23 protein-coding genes and 4 pseudogenes are annotated in these 26,258 nt (G+C 59.7%); 16 read left to right on the top strand and 11 right to left on the bottom strand.

The genetic code is table 11. The annotated features are described in order from the left end of the window. Nucleotides 1-90: 90 nt before the first annotated feature. Both V8U06_RS22510 and V8U06_RS22505 read left to right on the top strand, forming a co-directional pair. Nucleotides 91-431 (top strand): annotated as a pseudogene (locus V8U06_RS22510) (ArdC-like ssDNA-binding domain-containing protein); the annotation flags it as partial. A gap of 138 nt (nucleotides 432-569) precedes the next feature. Continuing rightward, nucleotides 570-1,029, top strand: a pseudogene (locus V8U06_RS22505) (DUF2493 domain-containing protein); the annotation flags it as partial. 88 nt (nucleotides 1,030-1,117) lie between these two features. Here the strand turns inward: V8U06_RS22505 and panD are convergent. Together panD and V8U06_RS22495 are read right to left on the bottom strand one after the other, a co-directional pair. Then, nucleotides 1,118-1,576 carry an aspartate 1-decarboxylase gene (gene panD / locus V8U06_RS22500; RefSeq protein WP_243016914.1) on the bottom strand — a complete coding sequence of 153 codons (459 nt, stop codon included), beginning with the start codon at nucleotides 1,574-1,576 and terminating at the stop codon, nucleotides 1,118-1,120. 446 nt (nucleotides 1,577-2,022) lie between these two features. After that, nucleotides 2,023-3,063 carry an AraC family transcriptional regulator gene (locus V8U06_RS22495; RefSeq protein ID WP_427142576.1) on the bottom strand — a complete coding sequence of 347 codons (1,041 nt, stop codon included), beginning with the start codon at nucleotides 3,061-3,063 and terminating at the stop codon, nucleotides 2,023-2,025. A gap of 192 nt (nucleotides 3,064-3,255) precedes the next feature. Here V8U06_RS22495 and V8U06_RS22490 point away from each other — a divergent pair, with 192 nt between their 5' ends. The 5 genes from V8U06_RS22490 to V8U06_RS22470 all read left to right on the top strand — a co-directional run bounded on the left by V8U06_RS22490 (nucleotide 3,256) and on the right by V8U06_RS22470 (nucleotide 9,818). Then, the gene (locus tag V8U06_RS22490; RefSeq protein ID WP_427142575.1) at nucleotides 3,256-5,622 is read left to right on the top strand and encodes a beta-glucosidase family protein; all 2,367 of its coding nucleotides are present in this window, start codon (nucleotides 3,256-3,258) and stop codon (nucleotides 5,620-5,622) included. 76 nt (nucleotides 5,623-5,698) lie between these two features. Further along, entirely contained in the window at nucleotides 5,699-6,940 is a 1,242-nt protein-coding gene (locus V8U06_RS22485) for an ABC transporter substrate-binding protein (RefSeq protein ID WP_427142574.1), read from the top strand. 53 nt (nucleotides 6,941-6,993) lie between these two features. Beyond that, nucleotides 6,994-7,869, top strand: coding sequence for a carbohydrate ABC transporter permease (locus tag V8U06_RS22480; protein ID WP_427142573.1), 876 nt, complete (start codon nucleotides 6,994-6,996; stop codon nucleotides 7,867-7,869). A 5-nt stretch (nucleotides 7,870-7,874) separates the two neighbouring features. Then, nucleotides 7,875-8,744 carry a carbohydrate ABC transporter permease gene (locus V8U06_RS22475; RefSeq protein WP_024899969.1) on the top strand — a complete coding sequence of 290 codons (870 nt, stop codon included), beginning with the start codon at nucleotides 7,875-7,877 and terminating at the stop codon, nucleotides 8,742-8,744. A gap of 3 nt (nucleotides 8,745-8,747) precedes the next feature. Continuing rightward, nucleotides 8,748-9,818 carry an ABC transporter ATP-binding protein gene (locus tag V8U06_RS22470; protein ID WP_427142572.1) on the top strand — a complete coding sequence of 357 codons (1,071 nt, stop codon included), beginning with the start codon at nucleotides 8,748-8,750 and terminating at the stop codon, nucleotides 9,816-9,818. A gap of 351 nt (nucleotides 9,819-10,169) precedes the next feature. Here V8U06_RS22470 and V8U06_RS22465 read toward each other — a convergent pair whose 3' ends face one another. Both V8U06_RS22465 and V8U06_RS22460 read right to left on the bottom strand, forming a co-directional pair. After that, complete coding sequence (locus V8U06_RS22465; protein ID WP_427142571.1) at nucleotides 10,170-10,334, bottom strand: hypothetical protein; 165 nt, start codon at nucleotides 10,332-10,334, stop codon at nucleotides 10,170-10,172. 433 nt (nucleotides 10,335-10,767) lie between these two features. Beyond that, nucleotides 10,768-10,917, bottom strand: a complete 150-nt coding sequence (locus V8U06_RS22460) for a hypothetical protein (protein ID WP_161662585.1) — start codon at nucleotides 10,915-10,917, stop codon at nucleotides 10,768-10,770. Nucleotides 10,918-10,943: 26 nt separating this feature from the next. On the opposite strand from V8U06_RS22460, the gene moaA reads away from it, so the two are divergent. The 3 genes and pseudogenes from moaA (at nucleotide 10,944) to V8U06_RS22445 (ending at nucleotide 14,959) form a co-directional block, all read left to right on the top strand. Further along, a complete protein-coding gene (gene moaA / locus V8U06_RS22455; protein WP_024899966.1) occupies nucleotides 10,944-11,987 on the top strand; it encodes a GTP 3',8-cyclase MoaA in 1,044 nt (347 codons plus the stop codon). Between the two features lie 884 nt (nucleotides 11,988-12,871). Beyond that, nucleotides 12,872-13,873 (top strand): annotated as a pseudogene (locus V8U06_RS22450) (NADH:flavin oxidoreductase); the annotation flags it as partial. Between the two features lie 51 nt (nucleotides 13,874-13,924). Continuing rightward, entirely contained in the window at nucleotides 13,925-14,959 is a 1,035-nt protein-coding gene (locus V8U06_RS22445; RefSeq protein WP_427142585.1) for an FAD-dependent oxidoreductase, read from the top strand. Between the two features lie 18 nt (nucleotides 14,960-14,977). Here the strand turns inward: V8U06_RS22445 and V8U06_RS22440 are convergent. Continuing rightward, nucleotides 14,978-15,528: pseudogene (locus V8U06_RS22440) on the bottom strand (DDE-type integrase/transposase/recombinase); the annotation flags it as partial. 1,342 nt (nucleotides 15,529-16,870) lie between these two features. On the opposite strand from V8U06_RS22440, the gene V8U06_RS22435 reads away from it, so the two are divergent. From V8U06_RS22435 to V8U06_RS22410, 6 genes are read left to right on the top strand one after another with little or no spacing between them, the layout of a single operon-like run. After that, a complete protein-coding gene (locus V8U06_RS22435; RefSeq protein WP_427142570.1) occupies nucleotides 16,871-17,203 on the top strand; it encodes a hypothetical protein in 333 nt (110 codons plus the stop codon). After that, nucleotides 17,193-17,579, top strand: a complete 387-nt coding sequence (locus V8U06_RS22430) for a hypothetical protein (RefSeq protein WP_243016904.1) — start codon at nucleotides 17,193-17,195, stop codon at nucleotides 17,577-17,579. Before V8U06_RS22435 ends, V8U06_RS22430 begins: the two co-directional genes overlap by 11 nt. Before the next feature lie 4 nt (nucleotides 17,580-17,583). Beyond that, entirely contained in the window at nucleotides 17,584-17,751 is a 168-nt protein-coding gene (locus V8U06_RS22425; RefSeq protein WP_024899960.1) for a hypothetical protein, read from the top strand. Between the two features lie 13 nt (nucleotides 17,752-17,764). Continuing rightward, nucleotides 17,765-19,162 carry an APC family permease gene (locus V8U06_RS22420; RefSeq protein ID WP_024899959.1) on the top strand — a complete coding sequence of 466 codons (1,398 nt, stop codon included), beginning with the start codon at nucleotides 17,765-17,767 and terminating at the stop codon, nucleotides 19,160-19,162. 22 nt (nucleotides 19,163-19,184) lie between these two features. Continuing rightward, nucleotides 19,185-19,862, top strand: a complete 678-nt coding sequence (locus V8U06_RS22415) for a hypothetical protein (protein ID WP_427142569.1) — start codon at nucleotides 19,185-19,187, stop codon at nucleotides 19,860-19,862. Between the two features lie 10 nt (nucleotides 19,863-19,872). Continuing rightward, nucleotides 19,873-20,121: a hypothetical protein gene (locus V8U06_RS22410; protein ID WP_243016902.1), complete on the top strand. Its 249-nt coding sequence runs from the start codon at nucleotides 19,873-19,875 to the stop codon at nucleotides 20,119-20,121. A gap of 3 nt (nucleotides 20,122-20,124) precedes the next feature. On the opposite strand, the gene purU is transcribed toward V8U06_RS22410, so the two are convergent. The 6 genes from purU to V8U06_RS22380 form a co-directional block, all read right to left on the bottom strand. Then, complete coding sequence (gene purU / locus V8U06_RS22405; protein WP_427142568.1) at nucleotides 20,125-21,009, bottom strand: formyltetrahydrofolate deformylase; 885 nt, start codon at nucleotides 21,007-21,009, stop codon at nucleotides 20,125-20,127. A gap of 78 nt (nucleotides 21,010-21,087) precedes the next feature. Then, nucleotides 21,088-22,395, bottom strand: a complete 1,308-nt coding sequence (glnT, locus tag V8U06_RS22400) for a type III glutamate--ammonia ligase (protein WP_427142567.1) — start codon at nucleotides 22,393-22,395, stop codon at nucleotides 21,088-21,090. A 95-nt stretch (nucleotides 22,396-22,490) separates the two neighbouring features. Beyond that, nucleotides 22,491-23,819 (bottom strand): FMN-binding glutamate synthase family protein, encoded by a 1,329-nt coding sequence (locus tag V8U06_RS22395; RefSeq protein WP_427142566.1) that lies wholly within the window; start codon nucleotides 23,817-23,819, stop codon nucleotides 22,491-22,493. A gap of 15 nt (nucleotides 23,820-23,834) precedes the next feature. Further along, complete coding sequence (locus V8U06_RS22390) at nucleotides 23,835-24,521, bottom strand: protein GlxC (RefSeq protein ID WP_427142565.1); 687 nt, start codon at nucleotides 24,519-24,521, stop codon at nucleotides 23,835-23,837. A gap of 24 nt (nucleotides 24,522-24,545) precedes the next feature. Beyond that, nucleotides 24,546-25,451, bottom strand: coding sequence for a class II glutamine amidotransferase (locus V8U06_RS22385; RefSeq protein WP_024900023.1), 906 nt, complete (start codon nucleotides 25,449-25,451; stop codon nucleotides 24,546-24,548). 90 nt (nucleotides 25,452-25,541) lie between these two features. Further along, nucleotides 25,542-26,210, bottom strand: a complete 669-nt coding sequence (locus V8U06_RS22380) for a helix-turn-helix domain-containing protein (protein WP_036568532.1) — start codon at nucleotides 26,208-26,210, stop codon at nucleotides 25,542-25,544. Nucleotides 26,211-26,258: the final 48 nt, after the last annotated feature.

The raw sequence follows: 26,258 nt of genomic DNA, 5'->3' as shown, positions 1-26,258 counted from the left end.
CGGGCCGGCGCTTGCAGCCCGGCATTCTGACCGCCGTAGCGGGTCGCGATGGTTGGGACCTCGGTTGGGACCTCAAACGGAGGTTCGAACATGCGCAAGCAACACACAAACCAACGATCCGATCTCTACGGCCGCATCACCGACAAGATCATCGCCGAGCTCGAACAGGGTGTGCGACCCTGGATACAGCCCTGGAACACGGCTCATGCGAGCGACCGGATCACCCGGCCCCTGCGCCACAACGGCCAACCTATTCCGGCATCAACGCCCTGCCGCTCTGGTCGATTGCCCGCGGCTTGGCGCCGACCTGGATGACGTTTCGCCAGGCGCTCGAACTCGGGGCGGCGGTCCGCAAGGGCAAGACCGGCACCACCGTCGTCTTCGCCAGGTCCTTTATCCGCACCGAAACCAATGAGACCGGCGCCCATCTGCCGGCAAAGGCCGGCGTCGTCCGCGCCTTGTCCTGAATGACCCTATCTGCGCAGGCGTTGTTCACACACATCCTTGACGAGCGATTGCAGCACCGTGATCCGCTGGACCACTCGTGCTCACCCCGGAACTGGGCGATTTCAACGAAGCGGCCGCGCACCGGCTCGAAAATCAGCCATACCAACATGACCGCGGCGATGATCGATAGCTGCAACTTCCTCTCTGCCCGGCGGCGCGCCGAGACCGAAGTGCTGATCCCGCAGACACCAAGATCGCCCTCGCAGGTGGGATGGAGTACAACGATCACGATTTCATCTGGGCGAAGCTCGATCAGGCCGTGCCAAGCATCCCGACATGGTCTTGCTTCATGGTGGCTCGCCGAAGGGCGCCGAGCGGTCGCTGCTTGCTGGGCGGAGGCTCGCAAGGTGACCCAGATATCCTTTAAGCCGAACTGGACGAAGCACGTCAAGGCCGCTCCGTTCCGCCGCAACGACGAGGTGCTGTCGGTCATTCCGGGCGGTCTGATTGTCTTTCCGGGTAATGGCATCACGGCAATCTCGCCGACAAGGCGCGCCGCCTGGTATCCCGGTCTGGCAGGCCAGGCGGCGCGTAGGCCGCGCTGTCCCGAAAGGCTTTGTCTCGCACGGCGGACCGAAAGGCGGTCGGTCGAGGGTGGGCAATTGGATGGCTAAGTGGATGGCTTGGTGACAAGAAGCGGAATCGGAAGTGCAGCATTCGCATCATCAAGGATTTCGAAGGAATGCCTTCCTTCGTTGTCGATTGACACGGAGTAACTCATTCGATCCAGAATGTGGTTTTTCTTATCAAAGGTTAGGATCTTCGGCTTCAGCGATATGATCCGGCTCTCGTCGAGATAGACCGAGTTGCAGATGATAATTTGATCCCCAGGCTGGCAAGTACGTGCCGCAGCACCGTTGAGAATGCAGCACCGGGAACCTCGCTCACCCAGGATGACATAGGTCGAGATCCTGGCACCAGAATTTTTGTTCCAGATCTCGACGAACTCCATCGGAAGTATGCCAGCTTCTTCACAGTGATCGGGATCCAGAGTAATCGAGCCATGATAGTTGAGATTTGCCTCCGTCACGTAGATGCCGTGCAGTTTACCGGCCACCAATTTTCGCATGTTTCCTCGCCTCAAATTTCAACGACGGCTTTACTAGAAGAATCTTGGCTTCAGCAAAAGACGTTAGCTGCCCAAAAGAGCCGGAGGATACTTCGAATTCGACCCATGCCCGGTTACGCCGAAAAGCGGAATGCGGAAACAGCCGGTCAATTCGTGCTAGGTCGGTTTTTCATTCGCCCTCCCAGTGGCACAATTCGACGTCGTCGATCATATTGGGCAGAACTGCCGTCCACACCAAGTATCTGGCCCGCAATGGATGATCTGATCTCGCGGGAATACTGCGCTGTCTGCCATTCCGCTGCCGTGGATATTTTCGTAGACCGGTTTCCTATCTCAACTCCTTACCATCGAATCCCGCCGCGCCCCGCAGACGATGATTACCGATTTCATGAGCCACCCTTAAATGAGCGCACAGCAAGCTCGATAGCCAACCCTTGATCGTCACATCAGCTCAGGCTGGCATAATGAGGGGCGCTCAGGACGATATGACGCTTTGGCACAGTCAAACCGAGTGCTAGGTCTGCGGCTCTGCCTAATCCTGCCGCATGCGTGGAGAGAATTTTCAGAGCCGTGGCACTATCCTCGTCGGTAAGGAGGCTTTGCGGACGGAGAGGGCGGCTGCCGCGTCGAAATTCCGCCGGGCTGCAGCCGAAGCGGGCGCGAAACTTGTTGTAGAAGACGGCGGGATTGCCGAAGCCGTTGCGCTCCATGATCGTTCTGATCGTATCGTCGGTGGTGCGCAGATCGCCCGCGCAGCTATCGAGCCGCAGGTTTTGCGAATAATCGCGATAACCGATGCCCAGATGCCGTTTGAACAGCCGTGAAAGATGGCTGACGGTCAAGCCTTCCGCCTCCGCGATCTCGTTGAGGTGCTGGCCCTCGTCCTGGCCGCCGAGCGAATCCATAATGCGCAAGATGCGATTGCGGCTGTCGGCGCGCATTTGGGCATTCGCGGTCTCGGCATCCTCAAAGGGTATCCAGCGGTAGACATAGCAAGCCAAGAGATTGGCGACGGTCTGGTGCGCCATTTCTTCCTCGGGCCGACCGGCCTGGTCGACAATAATGCGAGCGATCAGCGATTTGATCGGGGCGACCTTGTTCATGAAAGAGCGGCAATGCAGGAACGTGCGGCAGAGATACTGCCGGCTGGAAAACCCTGACAGTCCCATGCGCTCGAAATGGCTGCTGTCGAGATGCACGCCGCAGATCAATGCATCGCGGGAAATCGACGTGGAATTGTGGGGGACATCGCCGTTGATGATGATGAGGTCGTCCTTGTGCATCTCGCAGACCTGCCCGTTGACGATCAGACGGAAGCTCCCGCGCAGAACGAAAACTATCTCCATTTCCCGGTGCCAGTGGTATGGTACGTCGGCGTAGCCATGTACAAAGGCTCGGCAGTAGGATTGGCCGAATGGACCGTGATCTTCGAATCCACAACCGCTCCGCTCGCACCAGTGGTCCTGACTAAGATAGGCGACGTTCATGTGCTCCTCCCTACTTTCAAAAGCACTAAATATCAAAAACTGATCTATATCCAGAACAAGTTTCGCGGCTAGATGCATCGCGTTTCCTGTGACATCGTTAAGACATTCTTTGGCGCGGCGTGGGAGCCGCAAAGGCGAGGAGGCCTGCCGGAGTAGGCTGGCCTGTGCCCGCAAAATTAGGATAGACGACCGATGAAATGGAACATTTCCGACAAGCAGTTGGCCGGATTGCTGGACCAGATGACGCCTGAAGAAAAGGTGGCGCTGGTAAGCGGCCAGGGGTTGTGGCGCACAGCAACCAACTACCGTCTAAACATCCCGGAAATCCTCATGACTGACGGCACCTACGGTGTGCGCTATTCGATCGACCAGATCGAGGGTCCGCAGGATAGCGACAGCCAGCTTGCCTCGTTCCTCAGCGTCGTCAATGCGGACCCGTCGCGTGGCGTCGAGGGCGCCTTCGGCGCCACCCGTCCGGCCACTTGCTTTCCGAACGGCTCCTCCTTCGGTTGTTCCTGGGATGTTGATCTGGCCTACGAACTGGGCGAAGCGCTGGCGGTCGAATGTCAGGCGTTCGGCGTCCACATCCTGCTCGGCCCCGGCATTAATATCCGCCGCACGGCCCTGGCCGGTCGCTCCTACGAATATTATGGCGAAGACCCGGTCGTTTCCGGCGATATTGCCGCCGCCGTCATCAACGGCATGCAGGACAACGGCGTAGGCGCATCGCTGAAGCACTTTGCTTGCAACAATTCTGAGGTGCAGCGCACCACGATGAGTTCGGATGTCGAGGAACGAGCGCTACGCGAAATCTACCTCAAAGGCTTCGAGCGGGCGATCCGCAAGAGCAATCCCTGGACGGTGATGAGTTCCTACAATCGCCTCAACGGCGTTCAGGCTGCCGAAAACCGTTGGCTGCTTACCGAGGTTTTGCGCGACGAATGGGGGTATGACGGCCTCGTCATGTCCGATTGGCACGGCATCAAGGACCGCCCCGCCTCGCTGAACGCCGGCAACGATCTTGACATGCCCGAAAGCGGCGCGCGCAAGCAGGAACTGCTGGATGCCGTAAAGGATGGCCGCGTGTCGATGGAAGCGCTCGACGAGGCTTGCCAGCGCGTCCTTAAGCTGGTGCGCACGGCCCACAATGGGGCCCGCGACGATGTGACGGTGGATTACAGAAAGCATCATGCACTGGCGCGGCGCATGGCCGCGGAATCGACCGTCCTGCTGAAGAACGAGGGCGGGCTGCTACCGCTGGACGGGGCAAAGCTGAAGCGCATCGTCGTGGTCGGCGCCGCTGCGAAGGAGCCGGTCATCCAAGGATCCGGCTGCGCCACCACCCGGCCGACCGATGTCGATGTTCCGCTTGACGAAATCCGCCGGCTGGCCCCCACCGCGGCTATCAGCTTCCATGGGGTAACCGATTTCGATGCCGGCTGCGCCACGGAACAGGCCGCGCTCGCCGATATCGACGCTGCCGATATCGTGCTCTTCTTCGGCAATACCGAAGTGGGCTATGACGGCGAAGGTTCGGACCGTGCCCATCTCAACCTGCATGACGGCCAGGACGAGTTGATAGACCGGCTGTCGCGTCGCAACGCCAAGATGGCCATCATTCTGGCAATCCCGGATGCGGTGGTCATGCCGTGGATCGGCCAGACGCCTGCGGTGATTTCCGCCTTCTTCGGCGGTCAGGGAGCGGGCCGCGCAGTGGCCGATATTTTGTTCGGCGTCCAAAATCCCTGCGGCAAGCTCACCGTCACTTTCCCGGTTCAACTTGAGGATACGCCCGGGTTCCTCAGCTATCCCGGCGAAAACAACCGTCATGTCTATAGCGAGGGAATCCATGTCGGTTACCGCTCCTATGACAAGCGCAAGCTCCAGCCGCTTTTCCCCTTCGGGTTCGGCCTCAGCTATACCAGCTTCGACTATGCCAATGTCGTGGCCGATCGTGAGCGAATCGATGCCGAAAGCACACTGACCGTTTCCGTCGACGTGACCAATACCGGCCCGGTCGCAGGCAAGGAGATCGTGCAGGTCTATGCCCGTCCTCATGCGCCGCGTCTTATTCGCCCGCTGCGGGAACTGAAGGGCTTCGCCAAGGTTGAGCTTCAACCCGGCGAAACGAAGCGCGTGTCCATTACCGTCGAGGCTCGCGATTTGCGCTACTACGACCCGGATTATCGCCGCTGGCTGCTAGATGTCGGCAAGTTCAGCATCGAGGTCGCCGCCTCCTCCCGCGACATTCGCGGCGAATGCGTGGTTGATGTCGATGCGGCAGCGCTGCCGCTCACCATCCTAAATGTCGAAAGCCAGCCCTCCATCGTGCTGGAGCAGGAATTCGCCCGCAAGCGCTTCGGCGCCTTCCTACAGGTCCAGCTCGACCTCGACGACGAGGAGACCGAGAAGATGCTGGAATATTGCGGCGGCTCCTTCCTCGGGATCTACAACACCGTGGCCTGGGTCGCGGGCGACAAGATCACCAAGAGCGACATGGCCACTCTTCTCGACAGCATCAACCGCGATCTGGGTGCTGCTCCCGGCAAGGCCGCCTGACATTTCCGGGGCGCAGAAAGCGGCGCCTCTCCATCCTGTCGAACCGGAACCGACAGCACGTTGCAGAAAAAGGGGAATGAAAATGAACGTGACACGCCTCTCTTCCACACTGACCCTATTCGGCTTGCTCGCGGTAGCCGGCGCAGCACATGCCCAGACGGTCGATGTCCAGCAGTACTGGACCAGCTCCAGTGAATCCAAGGCGATGAACGCCATCGCCGATGCTTACAAAGCGCGGGGCGGCAAATGGATCGACAGCCCGTCGGCCGATTTCGACTCTGCCATAGCTGCCGCCACCAGCCGTATCGCCGGCGGGGAGCCGCCCTCCGCCGTCCTGATGACGCCGAACGCGGCACTGCGCGACCTTGCCGCAGCGGGCCAGCTTCGCGATTTCAACGATCTGGCAGAAACCGGCGGCTGGCAGAAGCTGATGGCACCCCTGATCTGGGACAAGCTCAATGTAGACGGCAAGCTGGTCGCCTTGCCAGTGGGTATCCACGCAGATAACTGGATCTGGTATTCCAAGTCGCTGTTCAATGAATTAAAGCTTGAAGAACCGAAGAGCATTGACGATATGTTTGCGGCTGCAGACAAGCTCAAAGCCGCCGGCTACATCGCTTTTGCTGTCGGCGGCGAGCCGTGGCAAGAGGTCTCGATCCTCACCGATTTTATCCTTGCGCTGGGCGGACCGGACTATTGGAACGAACTGTTCGTCAAACGCGATCCGCAGGCGTTGAAATCTCCGATCCTGCCCAAGGCGTTCGAGCTATACCGCAAGGTTTCGACCTATGCTGATCCGGCAAGTCCCGGCCGTTCGTGGAATGACACGACCAATCTTGTCATCACCGGCAAGGCTGGCATGCAGTTCATGGGTGACTGGGCGCGCGGCGAATTTCTCGCGGGCGGGCTGACGGCCGGGAAGGAGTTCGGCTGCTTCCTGACGCCGAGCGAAAAGCCCGCTTATGCCGTGATCGTTGATATTTTCGCCTTCCCGGTTAACAGCGATGAGGACCGCATCAACGGCCAGACGCTGCTGGCAGAAACCGTGATGGACCCGGTCGTCCAAACGAAGATCGCCGCGGCCAAGGGTTCTGTTCCGTCCCGCCTCGACGTCGATACCAGTTCGCTTGACGCTTGTGCGGCCAAGGGGATCTCCATGCTCGCCAGGCCGGGGGAGGCGGTCAACTCCGCCTATGTCGCCCTTGCGGGAGACCTGAACGGCCAGTTGACCGATCTCGCCACGCAATTCTGGACCGACCCGACGATGCCGACTGAGGCGGCGATCGAGACCCTGAGTGGCATCCTCCAAAGCCAATAATATTTGAGAAGGGCGGCGCCTCGCCGCCCATGAGGGTTTCGGGAGACCTCGGAATGAGAAGCTGGCTCAACCGGCAGGCCTTCAGGCCAGATATCACCGTGGCGGTGTTCTTCGCCGCTATCGCGATATTTTTTTACGGCTCGATTTTCTGGACGTTTTACATGTCGATGACGCGGTCGACACTGGTGCCGAGCTACGAGATCATTGGTTTTGGCCAATACGTAAAGCTATTCGCCAACCAGCGTTGGCTCGTTTCCTGCGTCAACATGGTGATTTTTGGTGTACTCTACATCGTTGGTACGCTAGCCTTCGGCATGCTGCTGGCGGTTCTGGCGGATCGCCGCATCAGCGCTGAATCGTTGTTCCGCACCATTTTCCTCTATCCGCTGGCTGTGTCGCTGATCGTCACCGGCCTGTCCTGGCGCTGGCTGCTCGATCCGTCCAACGGGTTGCAGGCGCTGATGCACTCCATCGGCTGGCAAAGCTTCACCTTCGACTGGCTGGTGCGCCCCGACCGCGCCCTCTACACGCTGGTGATCGCCAGCATCTGGCATTCCGCCGGTCTCATCATGGTCATCGTTCTCGCCGGCCTGCGCGGCATCGACACCGATCTGTGGAAGGCGATCCGAATGGAGGGCATTCCGCTGTGGCGGGCCTATCTCCAGGTAATCTTTCCCGGCATGCGTCCGGTCATCGCCTCCTGCGTCGTGCTTCTGATGTCGGAAGTCATCCGCGGATACGATCTCGTTATCGCCATGACCAAGGGCGGTCCCGGCATTTCGACTGAAATGCCCGCGAAATTCGCCGTCGATTTCTATTTCGCCCGCGTCAATCTAGGGCTCGCGTCGGCAGCGTCGATTATGATGTTGTTGCTCTCGCTGCTGCTGCTTGCGCCGTATTTCTACAGCGAATTCCGGAGGCGTACATGATCGCGCTGGCCCAGTCCAAACCGTTCGCGCCACGCGCCGCGCGCATCGGCCTTTATACCTTCCTCGTCGTCTCTGCGATCTTCTTCCTCATGCCGCTGCTGCTCGTGTTGATGAATTCGCTGAAGCCGATCGAGGAGATCCGCCAGGGCAACCTCCTGACCCTTCCGTTCGCACCGAGCTTCGATGCCTGGGTGACCGCATGGAAGAGCGCCTGCACCGGCCTCGATTGCGAAGGCGTGCGCCCCGGTGTGTGGAACTCGATCAAGATCACCATCCCCGCCGTCATCATTTCGACGCTGGCGGGAGCGCTGAACGGTTACGCGCTGGCGCAATGGAAATCGCGCCATGCGAATATCACAATGCTGCTGGTGACAGTAGGCTTGTTCATTCCCTACCAGGCCATGCTCTATCCGACGGTGAAGATCCTCAGCAATATCGGGCTGTTTCGCACCTATGCCGGCATCGTCTTCGTGCATGTCATCTATGGCCTGCCCTATACGACGCTGCTGTTTCGCAATTTCTATGTCGGCGTGCCGGATGAAATCAGCCGGGCGGCCCGCATGGAAGGCGCCAGCTTCCTGCGCACCTTCTGGTCGATCATCCTGCCGATTTCGACCAATATTCTCGTTGTGGTGGCGATCCTGCAGTTCACCGGCATCTGGAACGACTATCTGCTCGGCCTGATCTTCGCCGGCAACGACAATCTGCCGATGACGGTGCAACTGACCAACATCGTCAATAATGCCCGTGGCGCGGCCAATCCCAATGTCAACATGGCCGCCGCCCTCATCACCGCCATACCGACGCTCGTCGTCTATTTCCTCTCCGGCCGTTATTTCGTCCGCGGCATCGCCGCCGGCGCCGTCAAGGGTTGATCCATGTCCAGCATTTCCCTCCGCCAAATCAAGAAATCCTATGCCGGCCTCGACATCCTCAAATCCGTCGACATGGACATCGAGAAGGGCGAGTTCGTCGTCATCCTCGGCCCTTCTGGCTGCGGCAAGTCCACGCTGCTCAACGTGATCGCCGGCCTGGACGATTGCGACGCCGGACAGATCGTCATTGACGGCAGGGACGTCGTCGGCCTGGAGCCTAGCGAGCGGGGCCTCGCAATGGTGTTCCAATCCTATGCTCTCTTCCCGGCCATGACGGTGCGGCGCAACCTCTCCTTCGGCATGCAGATCTCCGGCACCCCCAAGGTTGAGATCGCGCAAAAGGTTGACTGGGTGGCGAAGCTCTTGCAGATCGAACCGCTGCTGGAGCGCAAGCCTGGCCAGCTGTCGGGCGGACAGCGCCAGCGTGTGGCGATCGGCAGGGCCCTGGTGCGTTCCTCATCGATCTGCCTGTTCGATGAACCGCTTTCAAACCTAGACGCCAAGCTGCGCGCCGAAACCCGCGTCGAACTCAAGCAACTCCACGAAAAGCTAAAGTCCACTATGATCTATGTCACCCATGACCAGATCGAGGCCATGACCATGGCTGACCGTGTGGCCGTCATGTACAAGGGGCAGGTCGAGCAATTCGCCCATCCGCAGGCCATTTATGAGAAACCGGCCAGCCTGTTCGTCGCCGGCTTCGTCGGGTCACCTTCCATGAACTTCCTGAATGGCCGGCTGGATAGCGAGGCGAGCTTCGTTACGGACAATACCCAAATCGATGTCTCCGAGTACAAATTTGAAAATGCTACGAATCTGGCCGAAACGGTGTTAGGCGTGCGCTGCGAGGATATAAGCGTCGTTGATCGCGGCGCGCCGGGCAGCCTGCCGGCGACCTTGTCCTTCATAGAATTGCTCGGCGCGGATGCCCTTGGCTGGTTCGATTGCTTTGGCAAGCGCTTCAGCGTGCGTCTCGCCGTAGCATCGGCGCGCACAACGCCGAAGGAGGTTGGATTGAAGCTCGATATCGCCAAAGCGTCACTTTTCTCCGTCGCGAACCAACGACGTCTTTGAGCGCGCCGATGCGTCGCCAAGATAACTCATAGCAAGTTTGCAAAACGCATTGCAGGTCGACGCTTGCGGGCCTGCGTCCCTTTGGCACCCAGGCGGCTGCCGAAAGCCCGGCTCCAGTGTGGGCCGACGATTGGGTCAACTCCGACGCTGACGCGTGCTGGAGTTCCTAACGTGATTGGGATGGATATCTACCGAGGCAAACAATTTTCCACAGCCTCGACAGTTCGTATTCCAAGCTCCGGCGAAGAAGGTTTACTGGAAGAGCTCATTTATGTGGGAAAGCGTGGTGGCGTCTCTCGACTTTGAAGTCAGTGATTGCATCCGTTCGCATTGAAAAAGAGCCGCTATTCGTTATTTACGCAAAACGCCACCTGCCGCTTCAACGGCATGTGGGGTATCAACATCGATAAGCGCGCCATCACCGATCTCAACATCGATGACGGGCAGGGTGGAAGCGCGAATAAGCTCTCTCGCGCCCTTGTCACCGTTAGATCGCCAGTCGAGAAGCCGCAACATCGGAATGTCTTGAGGCGGTCGATGCGGCCTTCGACCAAACTTGTGCTGCGAGGATGGGAAACGGTGCGTTTCGATTGCTCGTCAGCGCTGCGCCTGTTCCCCTTCGTCAGAGTGTCTAATATTAAACATATCCCATTTTGGGCGATCAAAGGCTACTCTGCAACAGTCGGAAGCCCACCGATACCGACTCCGCGACGCTCACCTACGCGCAATTGCACGAGAGAGCACTTCGCCTAGCCGGCGCGTTGCGATCTATGGGCCTCCAGACCCATGTTTTTGTCTCCCGGCGAAACGGCTTGATCGGTTGCGCCGCATTCCCGGGCAGGTGAGGCATGATCCCTGCGACAAAATGGCTAAGAGTGGAAGTTCGTCCGGCCGCAAATGGTTCGATGCACAGTTCTTGCTTCTGCTGTCCGGCATCGACTGGACAAGATCAAGCAAAACCCGGTAACAGGGCAATGAAAATGGCGCAATTCGATCGTTGCGCAATATCGCAGATGCCTGGCGGAAGGAATTCTTTGCCTTCACTTTCCTCGACGGAAAGAATGTGTTCACGGGTTTTAACGCCGCCCGTTTCGCTCACGACATTAATTCAACAGGAGAATTTCGTTGGATACCGTCACCATCGACCAGGTCGGCACTCAGATTGATCCCACAGCGCCGATGATCGACCCGTTCGGACGCGCCGTCACCTATCTCAGGGTTTCGGTGACGGATCGCTGCGACTTCCGCTGCACCTATTGCATGGCGGAAAACATGACCTTTCTGCCGAAGAAGGATCTTCTGACGCTGGAGGAATTGAACCGGCTCTGTTCCGCCTTCATCGCCAAGGGTGTGCGCAAGCTGCGCCTGACTGGCGGCGAACCGCTGGTGCGCAAGAATGTCATGTTGCTGGTTCGCGAGCTTGGCAAGCACGTCCATTCGGGCACTCTCGATGAACTGACCCTGACCACCAACGGATCGCAGCTGTCGCGCTTTGCCTCTGAACTCGCCGATTGCGGCGTTTGGCGCATCAATGTCTCGCTCGACACGCTCAATCCCGACAAGTTCAGGCAGATCACCCGCTGGGGCGAATTGTCGAAGGTGATGGAAGGCATCGACGCGGCGCAGACGGCCGGCATCAGGGTCAAGATCAACGCCGTCGCGCTGAAGGGCTTCAACGATACCGAGATCCCCGACATGCTGCGCTGGGCGCATGGGCGCGGAATGGACCTGACGCTGATCGAAACCATGCCGATGGGAGAGATCGACGAGAATCGCACCGACCACTACCTGCCACTGTCGGAAATGCGTGATCGCCTCGCCCGCGAGTTCACCCTTTCGGACCTCACCTACAAGACCGGCGGCCCCGCCCGTTATCTGAGTGTCTCTGAGACCGGCGGGCGGCTTGGGTTGATCACGCCGATGACCCATAATTTTTGCGAGAGCTGCAACCGCGTCCGCCTCACGTGTACCGGCACGCTTTACATGTGCCTCGGTCAGAATGACGACGCCGACCTGCGGACGGCGCTCAGGGCTTCCGACGACGACGCATATCTATCGCGCGTCATCGAAGAGGCGATCACCCGCAAGCCCAAGGGCCACGACTTCATCATCGACCGCACCCGCAACATACCCGCCGTTGCCCGCCACATGAGCGTCACTGGCGGCTGAGCTTAGCACAGCCAGGAAACCAGCGTTGAACCGCCCTCGCCGCAATTTGACCGGCGCTGGAAACGCCGGACTATAAACAGGCAGGCGAAAATCTACCACACATGCTCTCCCGGTCACGTAGGCCGCTCTTCGCGCTCACGATAAACGTGTTGCCGGATTCGGGGAGAGATTTCTGCAGGGCAAAGGCAGGCAGTGTTGTCGCGCCAAACGCCATGCTTGGGCAGGTAGCCTTGCATCTGTTACCGGGTAAGAGGTGCAGCTGCCAACAGCGGGCGCTCCGGCACTTTCCCCGCCGTCGCTGTCAGCATCAAACGAGTTTGAAATTTGACCCATACCCTGCGAAACCATTGCCAATTACAAATGGAGGCTTGTCGAGCAGAAGAATTATTCCGAAGATGAATGACCACGATCATCGATGATTTCACGTTGGCAGATAGAATTGGCGCCAGGGAAAAACATATCGAATAAATCTCTATATATCGTACGTTTAGTTGAATTGTTGCTCTCTGTGCTCTTTTGTATTGAGTTCAGCTAGCTTGCGCAAAAAATAAAACTAAGAATAAATATGTTGCAAGCTATCGCAACATTGCTAGGCTGGTGGCGCAGCTGCTTCGACAACAGCGAAGGCTCCACCTCGATTGAGTGTCCTACCATCGAGTGGTGATCTCCATCAGCCGGGGCGTCCTCTTCACCTTAGAGGACGCGTGTAGTTGGCGTCAGCCGTGATGGCGCCAACTACACGGGGCAGGGTGCGTCAAGCGGTGGGGCATTCAAATACCTGTCTCGTCTGGGACGGGCTTCATTTGCAGACAGATCCTATTAATGCACGCGGCAACGGTGGGGTTTTATGCAGCTGATTTGAGCGGCAAACCGTGGGAGGTTGCATGGCACGTGATCCGCGATACGACGTACTCTTTGAGCCCGTAAAAATTGGACCTAAGACGACAAAAAATCGTTTCTACCAAGTTCCGCACTGTACAGCGCTTGGTACTTTTTCTCCGCACGCGACAGCAAAGTTCAGAGAAATCAAAGCAGAGGGCGGTTGGGGTGTCGTAAACACTGAATTGTGTATGATCCATCCTTCCTCGGATTCATCCCCGAGCGGTGGTGAGCGGCTTTGGTCGGATGATGATAAGCCCGGACTTCGGCTTATGGTATAGGCGGTTCAAAAGCACGGGGCGCTTGCAGGGTGCGAGTTGACCCATCAGGGTGCGCTTGCCGGAAACCGAATGTCCCGAGAGCGCCCGATGTCTGCCTCACCCAGGCCTGCAATGGATGTACCGGCTGTCGTCCGGCAGATGGATAAGCAGGATATTAGCGACGTTAGAAGATGGCATCGCGCTGCTGCCCGGCGCGCACGCGAAATCGGATTCGACATCGTGTACGTCTACGCGAGCCACATGATGGGATTGCCCGGCGATTTTATCACGGAACGTGTCAATCGGCGAACCGATGAATACGGTGGAGTTATTGCCAATCGCGCCCGACTGTTGCGTGAGTTGATTGAGGATACCAAAGAAGAAATTGGATCCGACTGTGCAGTTGCGGTCCGCTTTGGTGTTGATGAGGGCCTTGGCGATGCGGGCTACACCTGCAGTGGAGACGGTCGACGGGTCGTCGAAATGCTGGCCGAACTGCCTGACCTTTGGGACGTTAACATTCAGAACATCAATCTCGATGTAATGACCGCGCGATTCGCCGATGAGGGATGGCAGGAACCGTTTACCGCCTTTGTGAAACAAGTAACATCTAAGCCCGTGGTTGCCGTCGGGCGTTATACGTCACCAGATCGGATGGTGTCGCTCATCAAGAAGGGTTTGGTCGATCTGATCGGAGCGGCACGCCCGTCGATTGCAGATCCCTTTCTCCCGAAAAAGATTGAAGAAGGTCGTATCGACGATATTCGTGAATGCATAGGCTGCAATACGTGCCTGTCCATGCAATACATGGGTGGTGGGATCCGTTGCACGCAAAATCCAACAACGGGGGAAGAATGGCGGCGAGGTTGGCATCCCGAACGCGTTCCGGGAAAGGGGTCTGATGCACGCGTGCTTGTTGTTGGCGGGGGTCCAGCAGGACTTGAGGCGGCTCTAACACTTGGACGGCGCGGCTATTCTGTTGCGCTCTCTGAGAGAAACACTTTCCTTGGAGGTCGATCGGTGCTCGAATCGACACTACCAGGTTTATCAACGTATCGGCGCGTAGCAGATTATCGAATCGGTCAGATCAACAAGTTTCCAAATATCGATGTCTACCTCGGAAGTGAAATTCAATGTTCCGATGTAGGCGATTTTGACTTTTCAACAATACTCATCGCAACTGGAGCAAGGTGGGACCGGGACGGAATCGGCAAGGCAAACCGTTTTCCGGTCAAGGGTTGGGACCAGGGACACGTCATCACTCCCGATGACGTCCTTGCGGGCCAGACGATTACAGGGCCGGTTGTTATCTATGATGATGAAGGCTACTATCTAGGAGGAGTTATCGCTGAAAAGCTCTCCAAGCAAGGTCTGGAGGTTACGATCCTTACCCCCGATCCAGAACCCTCTCCGTTACTTAAATATACGTCCGAGCGCGAGGTCGTCCACCAAGCTTTGCTCAGCTTGGGTGTGAAGCTCGTCACGGCTAGACGTCTAGTCGAGGTCGGCACCGACGAGGTAGAAGCCCATTGCATCTACACCGGGAAAGAAATCCGGTTGCCTGCCACGACGGTGGTAATGATCTGTCTACGCTCACCGAACGACGGTCTACTTCGTGATTTGCGAAAGACAGTTGCAGACAACCGGCTGAACTTCACCGTCCATGCGGTCGGCGACTGCTATGCGCCAGGCACAATCGCAGATGCGGTTCATTCAGGACATCGGTTCGGTCGAGAAATTGACCAAAGGCCAATCGGCGACATTAATTATTTGATCGAGCGACCTTTGGTACGAGAAGCGAATAACTGGGACCAATTCGGTGGTACGCGCTGACCCTTGACCTGAGCCCCCACTGCCGTTGTCCACCCTGATCGTCTTCGGATAGCCGGTCTTCCGGCAGATGCCCTCCAGGGTCTGGACCACATGCTCGCCTCTGTAGGTGAAGCGGACGTCGGCTGCGGGGCAATAGCGCGAGTGCGTGTCGACCACGGCGAGGATGCGTAGCTTCTTGCCGGTCGCGAGCAGGTCGTGGACGAAGTCCATCGCCCAGACGTCGTTCGGGCCGGCGGCTTCCTGACGATTTTCCCGGAGCTTTGCCTTCCTGGCGCTTGGGGTGCTTGTTACGCAGCTGAAGGCCTAACTCACTGTAATCCTGCGTGTGTTCTTCATGTTGATCTTCCCACCATCGCGGCGCAAGTGAACATGGACCCGCCGGTAGCCATACCGCACGCGTGTCTCGCAAATCTCCTTGATGCGTCTTTCGAGTGGGCCTGTCCGGTGCGGCGGGACTTGTAGTGGTAGGTCGACGTGTCGAACCTCAGGACCTTGCAGGCCCGTCGGATCGATATGCCCCAGTCCAACAGCATCCCGTCGATCAGCTTGCGCTTCCGGACAGGCCTCAGAGTCGCGGCCACATCACGTCCTGCTCCATCGCCGGCGCGTCAGCTCTCAGCCAAACTGTATGCCTCGTTCCAAGGCAACGCTGCTCTTTCGTCTGATTGGGAGGAGTTTTGATGCGCATAAGCAAGGCCTTGGGTCGTTTCATCCATGGCTACTTGTCGCACAATTTGAACGGAGGCGGTGGATGCCCCACCCAGCGGTCATGACGGTTCAGAACCAATCGGAGGGTACATTCATGACTGAGATGAGCATGCCGACAATCGACCCGGTGAAGGGTAACTTCCAAGTTTGCACGGCCGGGTTTCAATTGCGCCTTGTCAAAGTCGCCGTTGATCGTATTGCTGACTGATTAGCAGGCTTGCGTGGTTGCTATGGACGCGTGCACGACGTCGCATCATTGGGGTCGAGTGACGCAGCACACGGGCACGAGTCCGGTTGGTTCCGGCCGTCTAGGTGAAACCCTTGGTCAAGCGTCAGAGAACGACCGCTAAGACGCCGAAGCGATCGTGAAGGCGGCGCCACGGCCATCCATGCGGTTCTTCAGGAAAAGCGCCGCCACGAAGGGTTGTGCCGTCGCTTTCCGCGCCCACCAATGTCTGGTCCGGCAGAGTGCGCATTCAGATGAAGTCGGCCATTGGTTCCAAACGAGCCGGCCTATCGCGATTTCATTCTGGCCACCGTTCCGATCTGAAGCCGGCAAGCGTGAGAGTGCTGGAGGAAGCCTTAGCCGACGAGGCCAGGGTCCTACCCGCCGTTGTGCGAGAGATGGTCGCGATCTATTTGGACCAGATCGCGAGTTCACGAAAATTATCAATCAGCTGGCAGATGAACTTGAGATAACTCAGAAGACCGACATAGAGCTTTGCAGGCTCTGCGCCATCTTGGGAATCGGAGGGGGACCGCAGGTGCCGTCCCGGCTTTCACACCGGACCTCCACACGTTCGAAGGTGCCCGGGATCTGCCGATCGAGGTCGGGCAGCCTGCTCCACGTGTTCCAGGTCTTGCGTCAACTCCGTGGCAGCGCGACAACGCTGGTTCTGTCATGGTTCATATCCAGAAATGGCTTTCGAGCGACTGTGCCATTTCTGACCCGACCGCCAAGCCGCCGTGACCTGCGCTCTCCCGCGCCGGGCCAGCCATTGTTGGCGCCGTCGCATCCGGTGGTCCCTGCGCCTGATCCCCAGGTTCCGGCACCATGGCTTTGGTGATTGCCTCGTGGATGACGCTTTGACGATTGGTGCGGCAAAATAGCGCGGGTTTGCTTGACATCTCGCGGCAACCGTTCATATTCCCACTGCGAAACTAAGTTGCCTGGGGGGCAATTTCTTCTGGGGAGGAGAGCGCATGGTGTCGCATAGCGAAGGTGTGGATATACACCTTTCCCGCCGCATCGACAAAATGCACGCGCGGGATCGTGCCGGCCTTATTTCTTTTATCGTCGTGCTCTGGTGTACGATGTTGTTTGCCCTTTTCACGGTATGGCCCTTCATTTCGATCCCGGCCATCCGCATCATCCTTTCGATCTTCTGCGCGCTGGTTCTGCTTTTCAATTCCGCGGCCATTATCGCCATGCTTCGCCACTATGTCGAAGATAGGGAATTCATCTACGGGCTGGACCTAAGGCACCTCGATGAAATGCGCGCCCGCCGCCGGGAAGGAGCTAATCATGGCCTATAAACCGCCGCAACAGGGTCTCGCCGGGCAGATCTTCGACGTTCTGACGCTTCTCGTCCTGACCGTCGGTGCCCTTTACGTTCCCCTCTATCTCGGCCTCGCGGGTGCGGCGAAGACGCCGGCGCCCATCGAGAACCCGACATGGGAAGCGCTCGGCCAGAATGCCGGCGAGCAGGCCCAATGGGCGGCCCTCGGCTACACCGATCCGGCCAGCGTGAACGAGATGATCACGGCCCGCTTCGACTATTCGTTCAGCTGGTCGGCGCTCATCGTGATGGCGGTGCTGGTCATCGGCTACTTCCTCCTCGTCGTGAGGCTTTCCGACAAGGAGTATCGCGAGGTGATCGACGAGCGCTTCGGCCCGAACGGAAAAAGGTGAGCACATGGATCTCTGGAACATCCTGGAATATGCCGCCTGGGCGCTCTCGGCCGTGTTCGCGATCGCCATGCTCTACGATATGGCGCGCGTCGACACTACCTACGACAACGACCTGCTGACATCCTCCCGCGAGGGTGAAATCGAGGCCACCGCAGAGCGGCACGTCATCTAAAAGGGACAAGCGCATGTCGAAATCTCCAGCGACGGCCGGGCAACCGGAAAGACTGCAGCTGCTCCGCGTTCTCGGCCCTGCCCATATCTGGGCGCTCGGCGTGGGCATCGTTCTCGTTGGTGAATATATGGGCTGGAACTTTTCGGTGGGCAAAGGCGGCATGATTGCCGGCCTGGTCGCCTGCTGGGTCGCCGGCCTTCTCTATACCTGCGTCGCCATGATCGATTCGGAGGTGACGTCGACGGTTGCCGCGGCAGGCGGCCAGTATGCGCAGGCCAAGCATATCGTCGGGCCGCTCATGGCCTTCAATGTCGGCCTCTTTCTCGTCATGGCCTATACGATGCTCGAGGCCGGCAATGCCATTACGATCGGCTTCCTTCTCGATACGGTTGCCGGCCTGCAGGGGCATAGCGGGCTCAGCCAGCAGCCCTTCATCGTGCTGTCCATCATGTTCCTTGCCTGGTTGAACTACCGGGGCGTTCTGGCGACCTTGACGTTCAATCTCGTTATCACCGCCATCGCCTTCCTTGCGATCGTCGCTCTGTTCCTGGTCGTCCAGTTCGGCGGCTCGCAGGTGCCGCTCGATTTCTCGGCCGTGACGACGGATCCCCTGCCTTACGGCTGGGTGGGCATCGTTGCCGCCCTGCATTTCGGCCTCTGGTTCTATCTCGGTATCGAAGGCACCTGCCAGGCGGCCGAGGAAGTGCGCTCGCCGGCGCGTTCGCTGCCCTATGGCACCATGGCCGGGATCATGACGCTGCTGATCGCCGCGACCATGACCTGGTATGTCTGCTCCGGCCTCATTCCCTGGGAATATCTCGGCCAGGCCGGTACGCCGCTGTTCGACGCGGCACGCGTCACGGGCAATAGCGGCCTCATGGTGCTGCTCTTCATCGGCACGATGTTCTCGACGCTTGCGTCGGCGAACGGCTGCATCAATGATGCGTCCCGCGCCTGGTTCTCGATGGGACGCGACCGCTACCTGCCGATCTGGTTCGGCGCCGTCCATCCGCGCTATCGCACGCCCTACCGCTCGATCGTCTTCCTCGTCCCGATCGCGCTGATCTTCGCGCTTGGCGCGCCGCTCGACCAGGTCGTGACGTTCTCGATCCTGTCCGGTCTGCTGGGATACACGTTCATGACGTTCAACATGGTCATGTTCCGCAAGAAATGGCCGCTGGGCAGCATCAAGCGTGGTTATGTCCATCCGCTGCATCCGCTGCCGACGATCGTGCTGTTCCTGCTCTGCTCGACGGCCTATTTCGCGGTGTTCCTCGGCTACGGTACGCAGCTTATCGCGATGATCGGCTTCTACATCGTCGCCTCCCTCTGGTTCCATTTCCGCCGATACCGCTTCGTGCGCAGAGGGGATCAGTTCACCATGCCGTGGCCGCGCCCGAACGGCTACTGAGGCTGAGCAGGAGGCGGCTTCCATGGTCTGGCAGACAATCGTGATCCTGTGCATCGGATGCTTTTGCGTGCTCTGGGTGGCAAGCCGGGAGCAACGCAAGAGCATGACGCAAAGACGGGGCCTGCTCGACCAGGTGGGCGATCTTCTGGACGACGCGCGCTTCACCCATGCGGCCGACGGGCACCCGATCGTGCTCGGCCGCATGGCAGACGGCACGCCGGTCAAGCTGGAGGTGATCACGGACACGCTGATCACGCGCCGGCTTCCTCAATTGTGGCTGCGCGTGACGCTCTTCCAGGATCTGCCCGCGCTGCCGTCGCTTGGCCTTCTTGCACGGCCGACGGGCGCCGAGTTCTACTCCGTCGTGCATGATTTCACGGACTGGATCGCCCCGCCGCCATCGGACGTGCCAGCCCTCATGCGCGGCAATGCCGGGTCGGAGGATGCCTGCTGGGAGGGATTGCGACGCGGTATCGTCGGCTTCACCGCCGACAAGACGGTCAAGGAACTGGTCGTCGACGCCGATTTTGTCAGGATCGTCGTTCAGGCCGCGCAGGGCGAGCCGGCATCGCATCTCCTGTTGCGGCAGGCGCGGTTCTCGATCCAGGCGATTGCGGTGTCCGGCCTGCAAAAGGCGCTTGGCGTCGCCGTCGATCTGCGTGAGCTTGCCTCAGGCAGCACAATTCGCCAGGCAGGCTGAAGGAACGAACATGCGCAAGGCCATCAACCCGTATTCCGTACTCGCGGCCGCCGTACTCTTGCCCGGCGGCGGTCACGTGCTCCTGGGCGAAACCCGCCGCGGCCTCTGTTTTGCGCTTTTCGTGCTGATGTTCGCGATCCTGTCCTATCTCACGACGACGCCGGAACATTCCTTCATAGGCCGCCATGCCGGCGGCCTGTTCGTGTGGGCCTTGTCCATACCGGAGGCCTACAGGCGCGCGCGCTTGCGCATGGCCTGACAGTCAGCCCATGCGCTCGGACGCGAAACTTCCCGGACTCGGCGGGAAGACGACGGTGCGGCTGCCGTTCAAGAGCACGCGGTGATGGATGTGGGCATGGACGGCGCGGGCAAGGACCTGTGCCTCCACGTCGCGTCCGAGCGATACATAGTCCTCCGCGGACTGGGCGTGGGTGACGCGCACGGTGTCCTGTTCGATGATCGGACCTTCGTCGAGATCCGCCGTCACATAATGCGCGGTTGCACCGATCAGCTTCACGCCGCGCTGATAGGCCTGCTTGTAGGGATTGGCGCCCTTGAAGCTCGGCAGGAACGAGTGGTGGATGTTGATGATCCGGCCCGACATGCGCTGGCACATCTGATCGGACAGGACTTGCATGTAGCGCGCCAGCACGACGAGTTCCGTGCCGGTCGACTCCACGATGTCCATGATCCTTGCTTCCGCCTGCGGCTTGTTCTCCTTCGTCACGGGAATATGGTGGAAGGGAATGTCCTGATTGACCACCACTTTCTGGTAATCGAGATGGTTGGAGACCACGCCGACGAGATCGATGGGCAGGGCACCGATCCGTGAGCGATAGAGGAGATCGTTGAGGCAATGGCCGAAACGGGAAACCATCAGGAGCACCTTCATGCGCGTTTCCTGATTGTAAAGCTCCGTTTCCATCGAGAACCGATCGACAATCGGCTTCAGTGCCTCGCGCAAGTCCTCTTCCGTTTTTCCCTCCTCCGAAAGGAAGGAGATCCGCATGAAGAAACGGCCCGAGTTGAGATCGTCGAACTGTGAGCTGTCGACGATATTGCACGCCATATCCGCTAGGAAACCGGAAATCGCGGCTACGATGCCGCGCGTGGACGGGCAGGTGACAGTCAGGACGAAGGTCGTCAAATCGGATCTCCTCACGATGAGTGAAAGATCCCCGCGCCAGTCGACGCGGGGAAAGCGGCCACAAGGGTGGTACGGGGACTAGATATCGAGCGTTGTTGCGTGTTCCCAACTCGTGAATTGGGCACAATAGGTATTCCACTCGCTCGTCTTCAGCTTGAGGTAGGCGGCGGAAAACGCGGTGCCGAGTGCGGCCTGCAACGCCTCGTCCTTTTCGTATTCGCGCAGAGCGTCGAGCAGATTAAGCGGCAGCTTCGGTGCATTCGTGACCGTGTGGCCGTCACGGTACATGTCTATGTCGTGGTGCGGCCCCGGATCGGCGTTGGAACGGAGGCCGGATAGGCCAGCAGCAATGATGATCGCCTGGAGGAGATAGGGGTTTACCGCCCCGTCCGGCAGGCGCAGCTCGAAACGTCCGGGGCCGGGCACGCGCACCATATGCGTGCGGTTGTTACCGGTCCAGGTGACGGTGTTCGGCGCCCAGGTCGCGCCGGAAATCGTGCGTGGTGCGTTGATGCGTTTGTAGGAGTTGACGGTCGGATTGGTGATCGCCGCCAGCGCCGAGGCATGTTTCATGATGCCGCCGAGGAAGGTCTTTCCTTTGGCCGACAGCCCGAACGGCATGGCCTTGTCGGCAAAGGCATTCACTTTGCCATCGAGATCCCAGACGGAAATATGAGCGTGGCATCCGTTGCCGGTCTTGCCCTGAAACGGTTTGGGCATGAACGTCGCGCGAAGGCCGTGCTTTTCGGCGACCGACTTAACCATGAACTTGAAGAAGGAATGTTTGTCGGCGGTCTGGAGCACGTCGTCATATTCCCAGTTCATCTCGAACTGGCCGTTCGCATCCTCGTGGTCGTTCTGGTAGGGCTTCCAGCCGAGCTCCAGCATATAACCGCAGATCTCGGCGATGACGTCGTAGCGCCGCATCACCGCTTGCTGGTCATAGCAGGGTTTTTCGGCGGTATCGAATTCGTCGGAAATCATCGATCCGTCGGGTGAAATCAGAAAGAACTCGGGTTCCACACCGGTCTTGACGCGAAGACCTGCCTCGGCGGCTTCCGCAACGAGCCTCTTGAGCACGACACGCGGCGCCTGCTCGACCGGCTCGCCGTCCATCACGCAATCGGCTGCAACCCATGCAACGTCCTTCTTCCAGGGTAGCTGGATGACCGACGACGGATCCGGTACGGCGAAGAGATCGGGATGGGCGGGTGTCAGGTCGAGCCAGGTCGCAAAACCGGCGAAGCCCGCGCCCTCTTGTTGCATGTCGGCGATAGCTTCGGCCGGCACGAGCTTGGCCCGCTGGCTGCCGAAGAGATCGGTATAGCTGATCATGAAATATTTCACGCCGCGGTCCTTGGCGTAGGTGGCAAGATCGAGTGTCACTGTGTTCCCCTTTTGGATTTATCAGACACTTTTTCATGGAAACGGCCGCTGCCCGGCTTGGGAGTTTCAGGCGGCGGCCGGCGTGGCATTTTACGTCAGAAGCCTCCCTTGCCGGGGATCCAGCTGGTGCCGGCGAGCGGCACCTGCGCCATGGCGGACGCCTCGATGGTCAGCGCCACGAGGTCTTCCGGCTCCAGGTTGTGCAGATGGTTCTTGCCGCAGGCGCGCGCGATGGTTTGCGCTTCCAGCGTCATCACCTTGAGATAGTTGGCAAGGCGGCGGCCGGCGGCGACCGGATCAAGCCGCTTGGCGAGTTCAGGGTCCTGCGTGGTGATGCCGGCGGGGTCCTTGCCCTCGTGCCAGTCGTCGTAGGCGCCGGCGGTAGTGCCGAGCTTCTGGTATTCGTCTTCCCAGTGCGGATCGTTGTCGCCGATGGCAACCAGCGCCGCCGTGCCGATGGCGACCGCATCGGCGCCGAGCGCCAGGGCCTTGGCGACGTCGGCGCCGGACCGGATGCCGCCCGAGATGATCAGTTGCACCTTGCGGTGCATGCCGAGATCCTGCAGCGCCTGGACGGCCGGGCGGATGCAGGCGAGCGTCGGCATGCCGACATTCTCGATGAAGACGTCCTGCGTTGCCGCGGTGCCCCCTTGCATGCCGTCGAGCACGACCACATCGGCACCGGCCTTGACCGCAAGCGCGGTGTCATAATAGGGGCGTGCACCGCCGACCTTCACGTAGATCGGCTTTTCCCAGTCGGTGATCTCGCGCAGTTCGAGGATCTTGATTTCCAGGTCGTCCGGGCCGGTCCAGTCGGGGTGGCGGCAGGCGGAGCGCTGGTCGATGCCCTTCGGCAGGTTGCGCATGTTGGCGACGCGGTCGGAAATCTTCTGGCCGAGCAGCATGCCGCCGCCGCCCGGTTTCGCGCCCTGGCCGACGACGACCTCGATCGCGTCCGCCCGACGCAGGTCCTTCGGGTTCATGCCGTAGCGCGACGGCAGGTACTGGTAGACGAGCGTCTGGCTATGGCCGCGCTCCTCGTCCGTCATGCCGCCGTCGCCGGTGGTGGTCGAGGTGCCGGCGATCGTCGCGCCGCGCCCGAGCGCCTCCTTGGCATTGCCGGACAACGCGCCAAAACTCATGCCGGCAATGGTGATCGGTGTCTTCAGCGTGATCGGCTTTTTGGCAAAACGCGAGCCGAGCACGACAGTCGTGTCGCATTTCTCGCGATAGCCTTCGAGCGGATAGCGGGAGATCGAGGCCCCGAGGAACAAAAGGTCGTCGAAATGCGGCACCTTGCGCTTGGTGCCGGCGCCGCGAATATCGTAGATGCCGGTCGCCGCCGCACGGCGGATTTCAGCGAGCGTATAGTCGTCAAAGGTCGCTGACTTGCGCGGCGGGGTATAGGGGTTGTGATAGCTCATCGGTCTGTCCCTGCCTTAGTACGCGTCAGCGTTGTCGATGTTGAAATTGTAGAGCGTGCGGGCCGAGCCGTAGCGCTTGAACTCCTCCGGCTTGACGCCGGTGACGCCGGCCTTTTCGAGAAGCTCGGCGAGCTTCTCCAGATGTTCCGGCCGCAGTTCCTTCTCGATGCAGTCCGCGCCAAGGCTCTTGACCGTGCCGCGCACGAAAAGTTTCGCCTCGTAGAGAGAGTCCCCGAGCGCATCACCGGCATCGCCGAGCACAATGAGATGGCCGGACTGCCCCATGAAGGCGGACATGTGGCCGATATTGCCATGCACGACGATATCGATGCCCTTCATCGAGATGCCGCAACGCGAGGCGGCATTGCCCTTGATGACGAGCAGGCCGCCGCGGCCGGTGGCGCCGGCATACTGGCTGGCGTCGCCTTCGATGACGACGGTGCCCGACATCATGTTCTCGGCGACGCCGGGACCGGCGGAACCCTTGACGGTTACGGTGCCGCCGTCGTTCATGCCGGCGCAGTAATAGCCGACCGAACCGCGGACCTCGACGCTGACGGGACTGTCGATGCCGACCGCAACCGCATGGCTGCCGCGCGGATTGACGACCTCGATCGCGGTGTCGTTGGCGCCCTTGGAAAGGGCATGGAGGGCGCTGTTGAGTTCGCGCAAGGGCGTTTTGGAAAGGTCAAATACAGGCATTGCAGGGCTTTCTCGTTTGGCCGGTCACGCAGCTTTTTCGTGGTCCCAGAAGTAGACGGTCGACGGCTCGGGCTCCCAGACGCGTGCATCCTCGATGCCCGGCAGGTTGACGAGCGCGCGATACTCCGAGCCGAAGGCGACATACTGGTCCGTCTCGGCCATCACGGCGGGCTTGCAGGCGATCGGGTCGCGCACGACGCCGAAGCCGGATTTCGTGCCGACGACGAAGGTGAAGAAGCCGTCGAGATCATCAAGCGCGCCTTCCAGCGCCTGACCGAGATCCTTGCCCTTGGCCATCTCCGCCGTGAGATAGGCGGCCGCCACTTCGGTGTCGTTCTGCGTCTCGAAGGTCATGCCTTCGCGGATGAGCTCGCGGCGCAGGTTGTTGTGGTTGGACAGGGATCCGTTGTGGACGAGGCACTGGTCGGCGCCCGTCGAGAACGGATGCGCGCCCAGCGTCGTCACGGCGCTTTCGGTGGCCATGCGGGTATGGCCGATGCCGTGCGTGCCGCCCATCGAGCGCACGTCAAAGCGCGCCACGACATCCTTGGGAAGGCCGGTTTCCTTGTAGATCTCGACGCTGTCGCCCGAGCCCATGACCCGGATATCCGGCCGGATCGAGGCGATGGCCGCGCGGGTTGCCGCGATGGCGCCGGCGGCGATCTCGACGACGGCGTGGGTACTCTTGACGGTCACGCTGGCGTCGATGCCGGCGGCGGCGAGATCCTTGTCGAGCCCGCGGAAATCGACCTCGGGCTTTGCCGACTGCAGGGTGACCTTCGCTTTTCCGTCAGCCGGTGATCCGTAAATCGCAATGCCGGCCGAATCCGGGCCGCGATCGGTCATCGTGATCAACATGTCGGACAGCAGCGTTCCGAGCTGCGGTTCGAGGCTCTTGTCTTTGAGGAACAATCCAACAATGCCACACATAGGTGCCTCCATTTGTCGCTGTGACAAATGGCTACCATGGGGCTTTCGATCAATCAACTGATAGGAATAAAAATTTCGTGTGAGGCAACTTTAGCCGGGACTGCTGCCCTGTTTCGGATAGCTGATGATGGAGAGATAGCGCGCCGGAAGCTTCACCAGTTCCTGGGGGCCGTGCGGTGCATCCGCGTCGAAGAACAGGCTGTCGCCCGCCTCCATCTTGAACAGTTGGTCGCCATGGCGGTAAACCACGACGCCGTCGAGCATGTAGAGGAATTCCATGCCCTCGTGCTGGAAGGTCGGAAAGATGTCCGACTCGGCCGTGAGCGTGATGAGATAGGGTTCCACCGTCACGCCGCTCGAATTGTTGTCGATATGACCGAGCAGGCTGTACTGGTGGCCGGCGCGCGTGCCGCGGCGCTCGATCTTCACGCCCTCACCCGCCTTGACGAAGGTCGCGTTGCGCGGTTCCTCGAAGCGCCGGAAGAACGCCGTGAGCGGGACGCCAAGGGCCTTGGAGAGGGACTGCAGGGTTGTCAGCGATGGCGAGACGTTGCCGTTCTCTATCTTCGAGAGCGCGCCGACCGACATGCCGGTCGCGGCGGCGAGATCGGCGCCGGTAATGCCGAGCTTCTTGCGATAGGCCCGGACCTCGTGCCCGATCGCCATTTCAAGGTTCTTCTCGCGCGGCTCGCGCACCGCGTGCGGGTTCTGGGAAAGGGCGTTCTGCGCCTTCTTGGAGATCTGCTTGCCGCTGGCCATGGCCCACCCGCTCTTCATGGTAAAAACATTCCCTACAGGAAAATATCG

This window comes from Shinella sp. G-2 (assembly GCF_050172695.1).
In the GTDB taxonomy this organism is placed as follows: domain Bacteria; phylum Pseudomonadota; class Alphaproteobacteria; order Rhizobiales; family Rhizobiaceae; genus Shinella.
The sequence above is the reverse complement of the archived record's forward strand: the minus strand, read 5'-3'. Positions and strand labels throughout refer to the sequence as shown.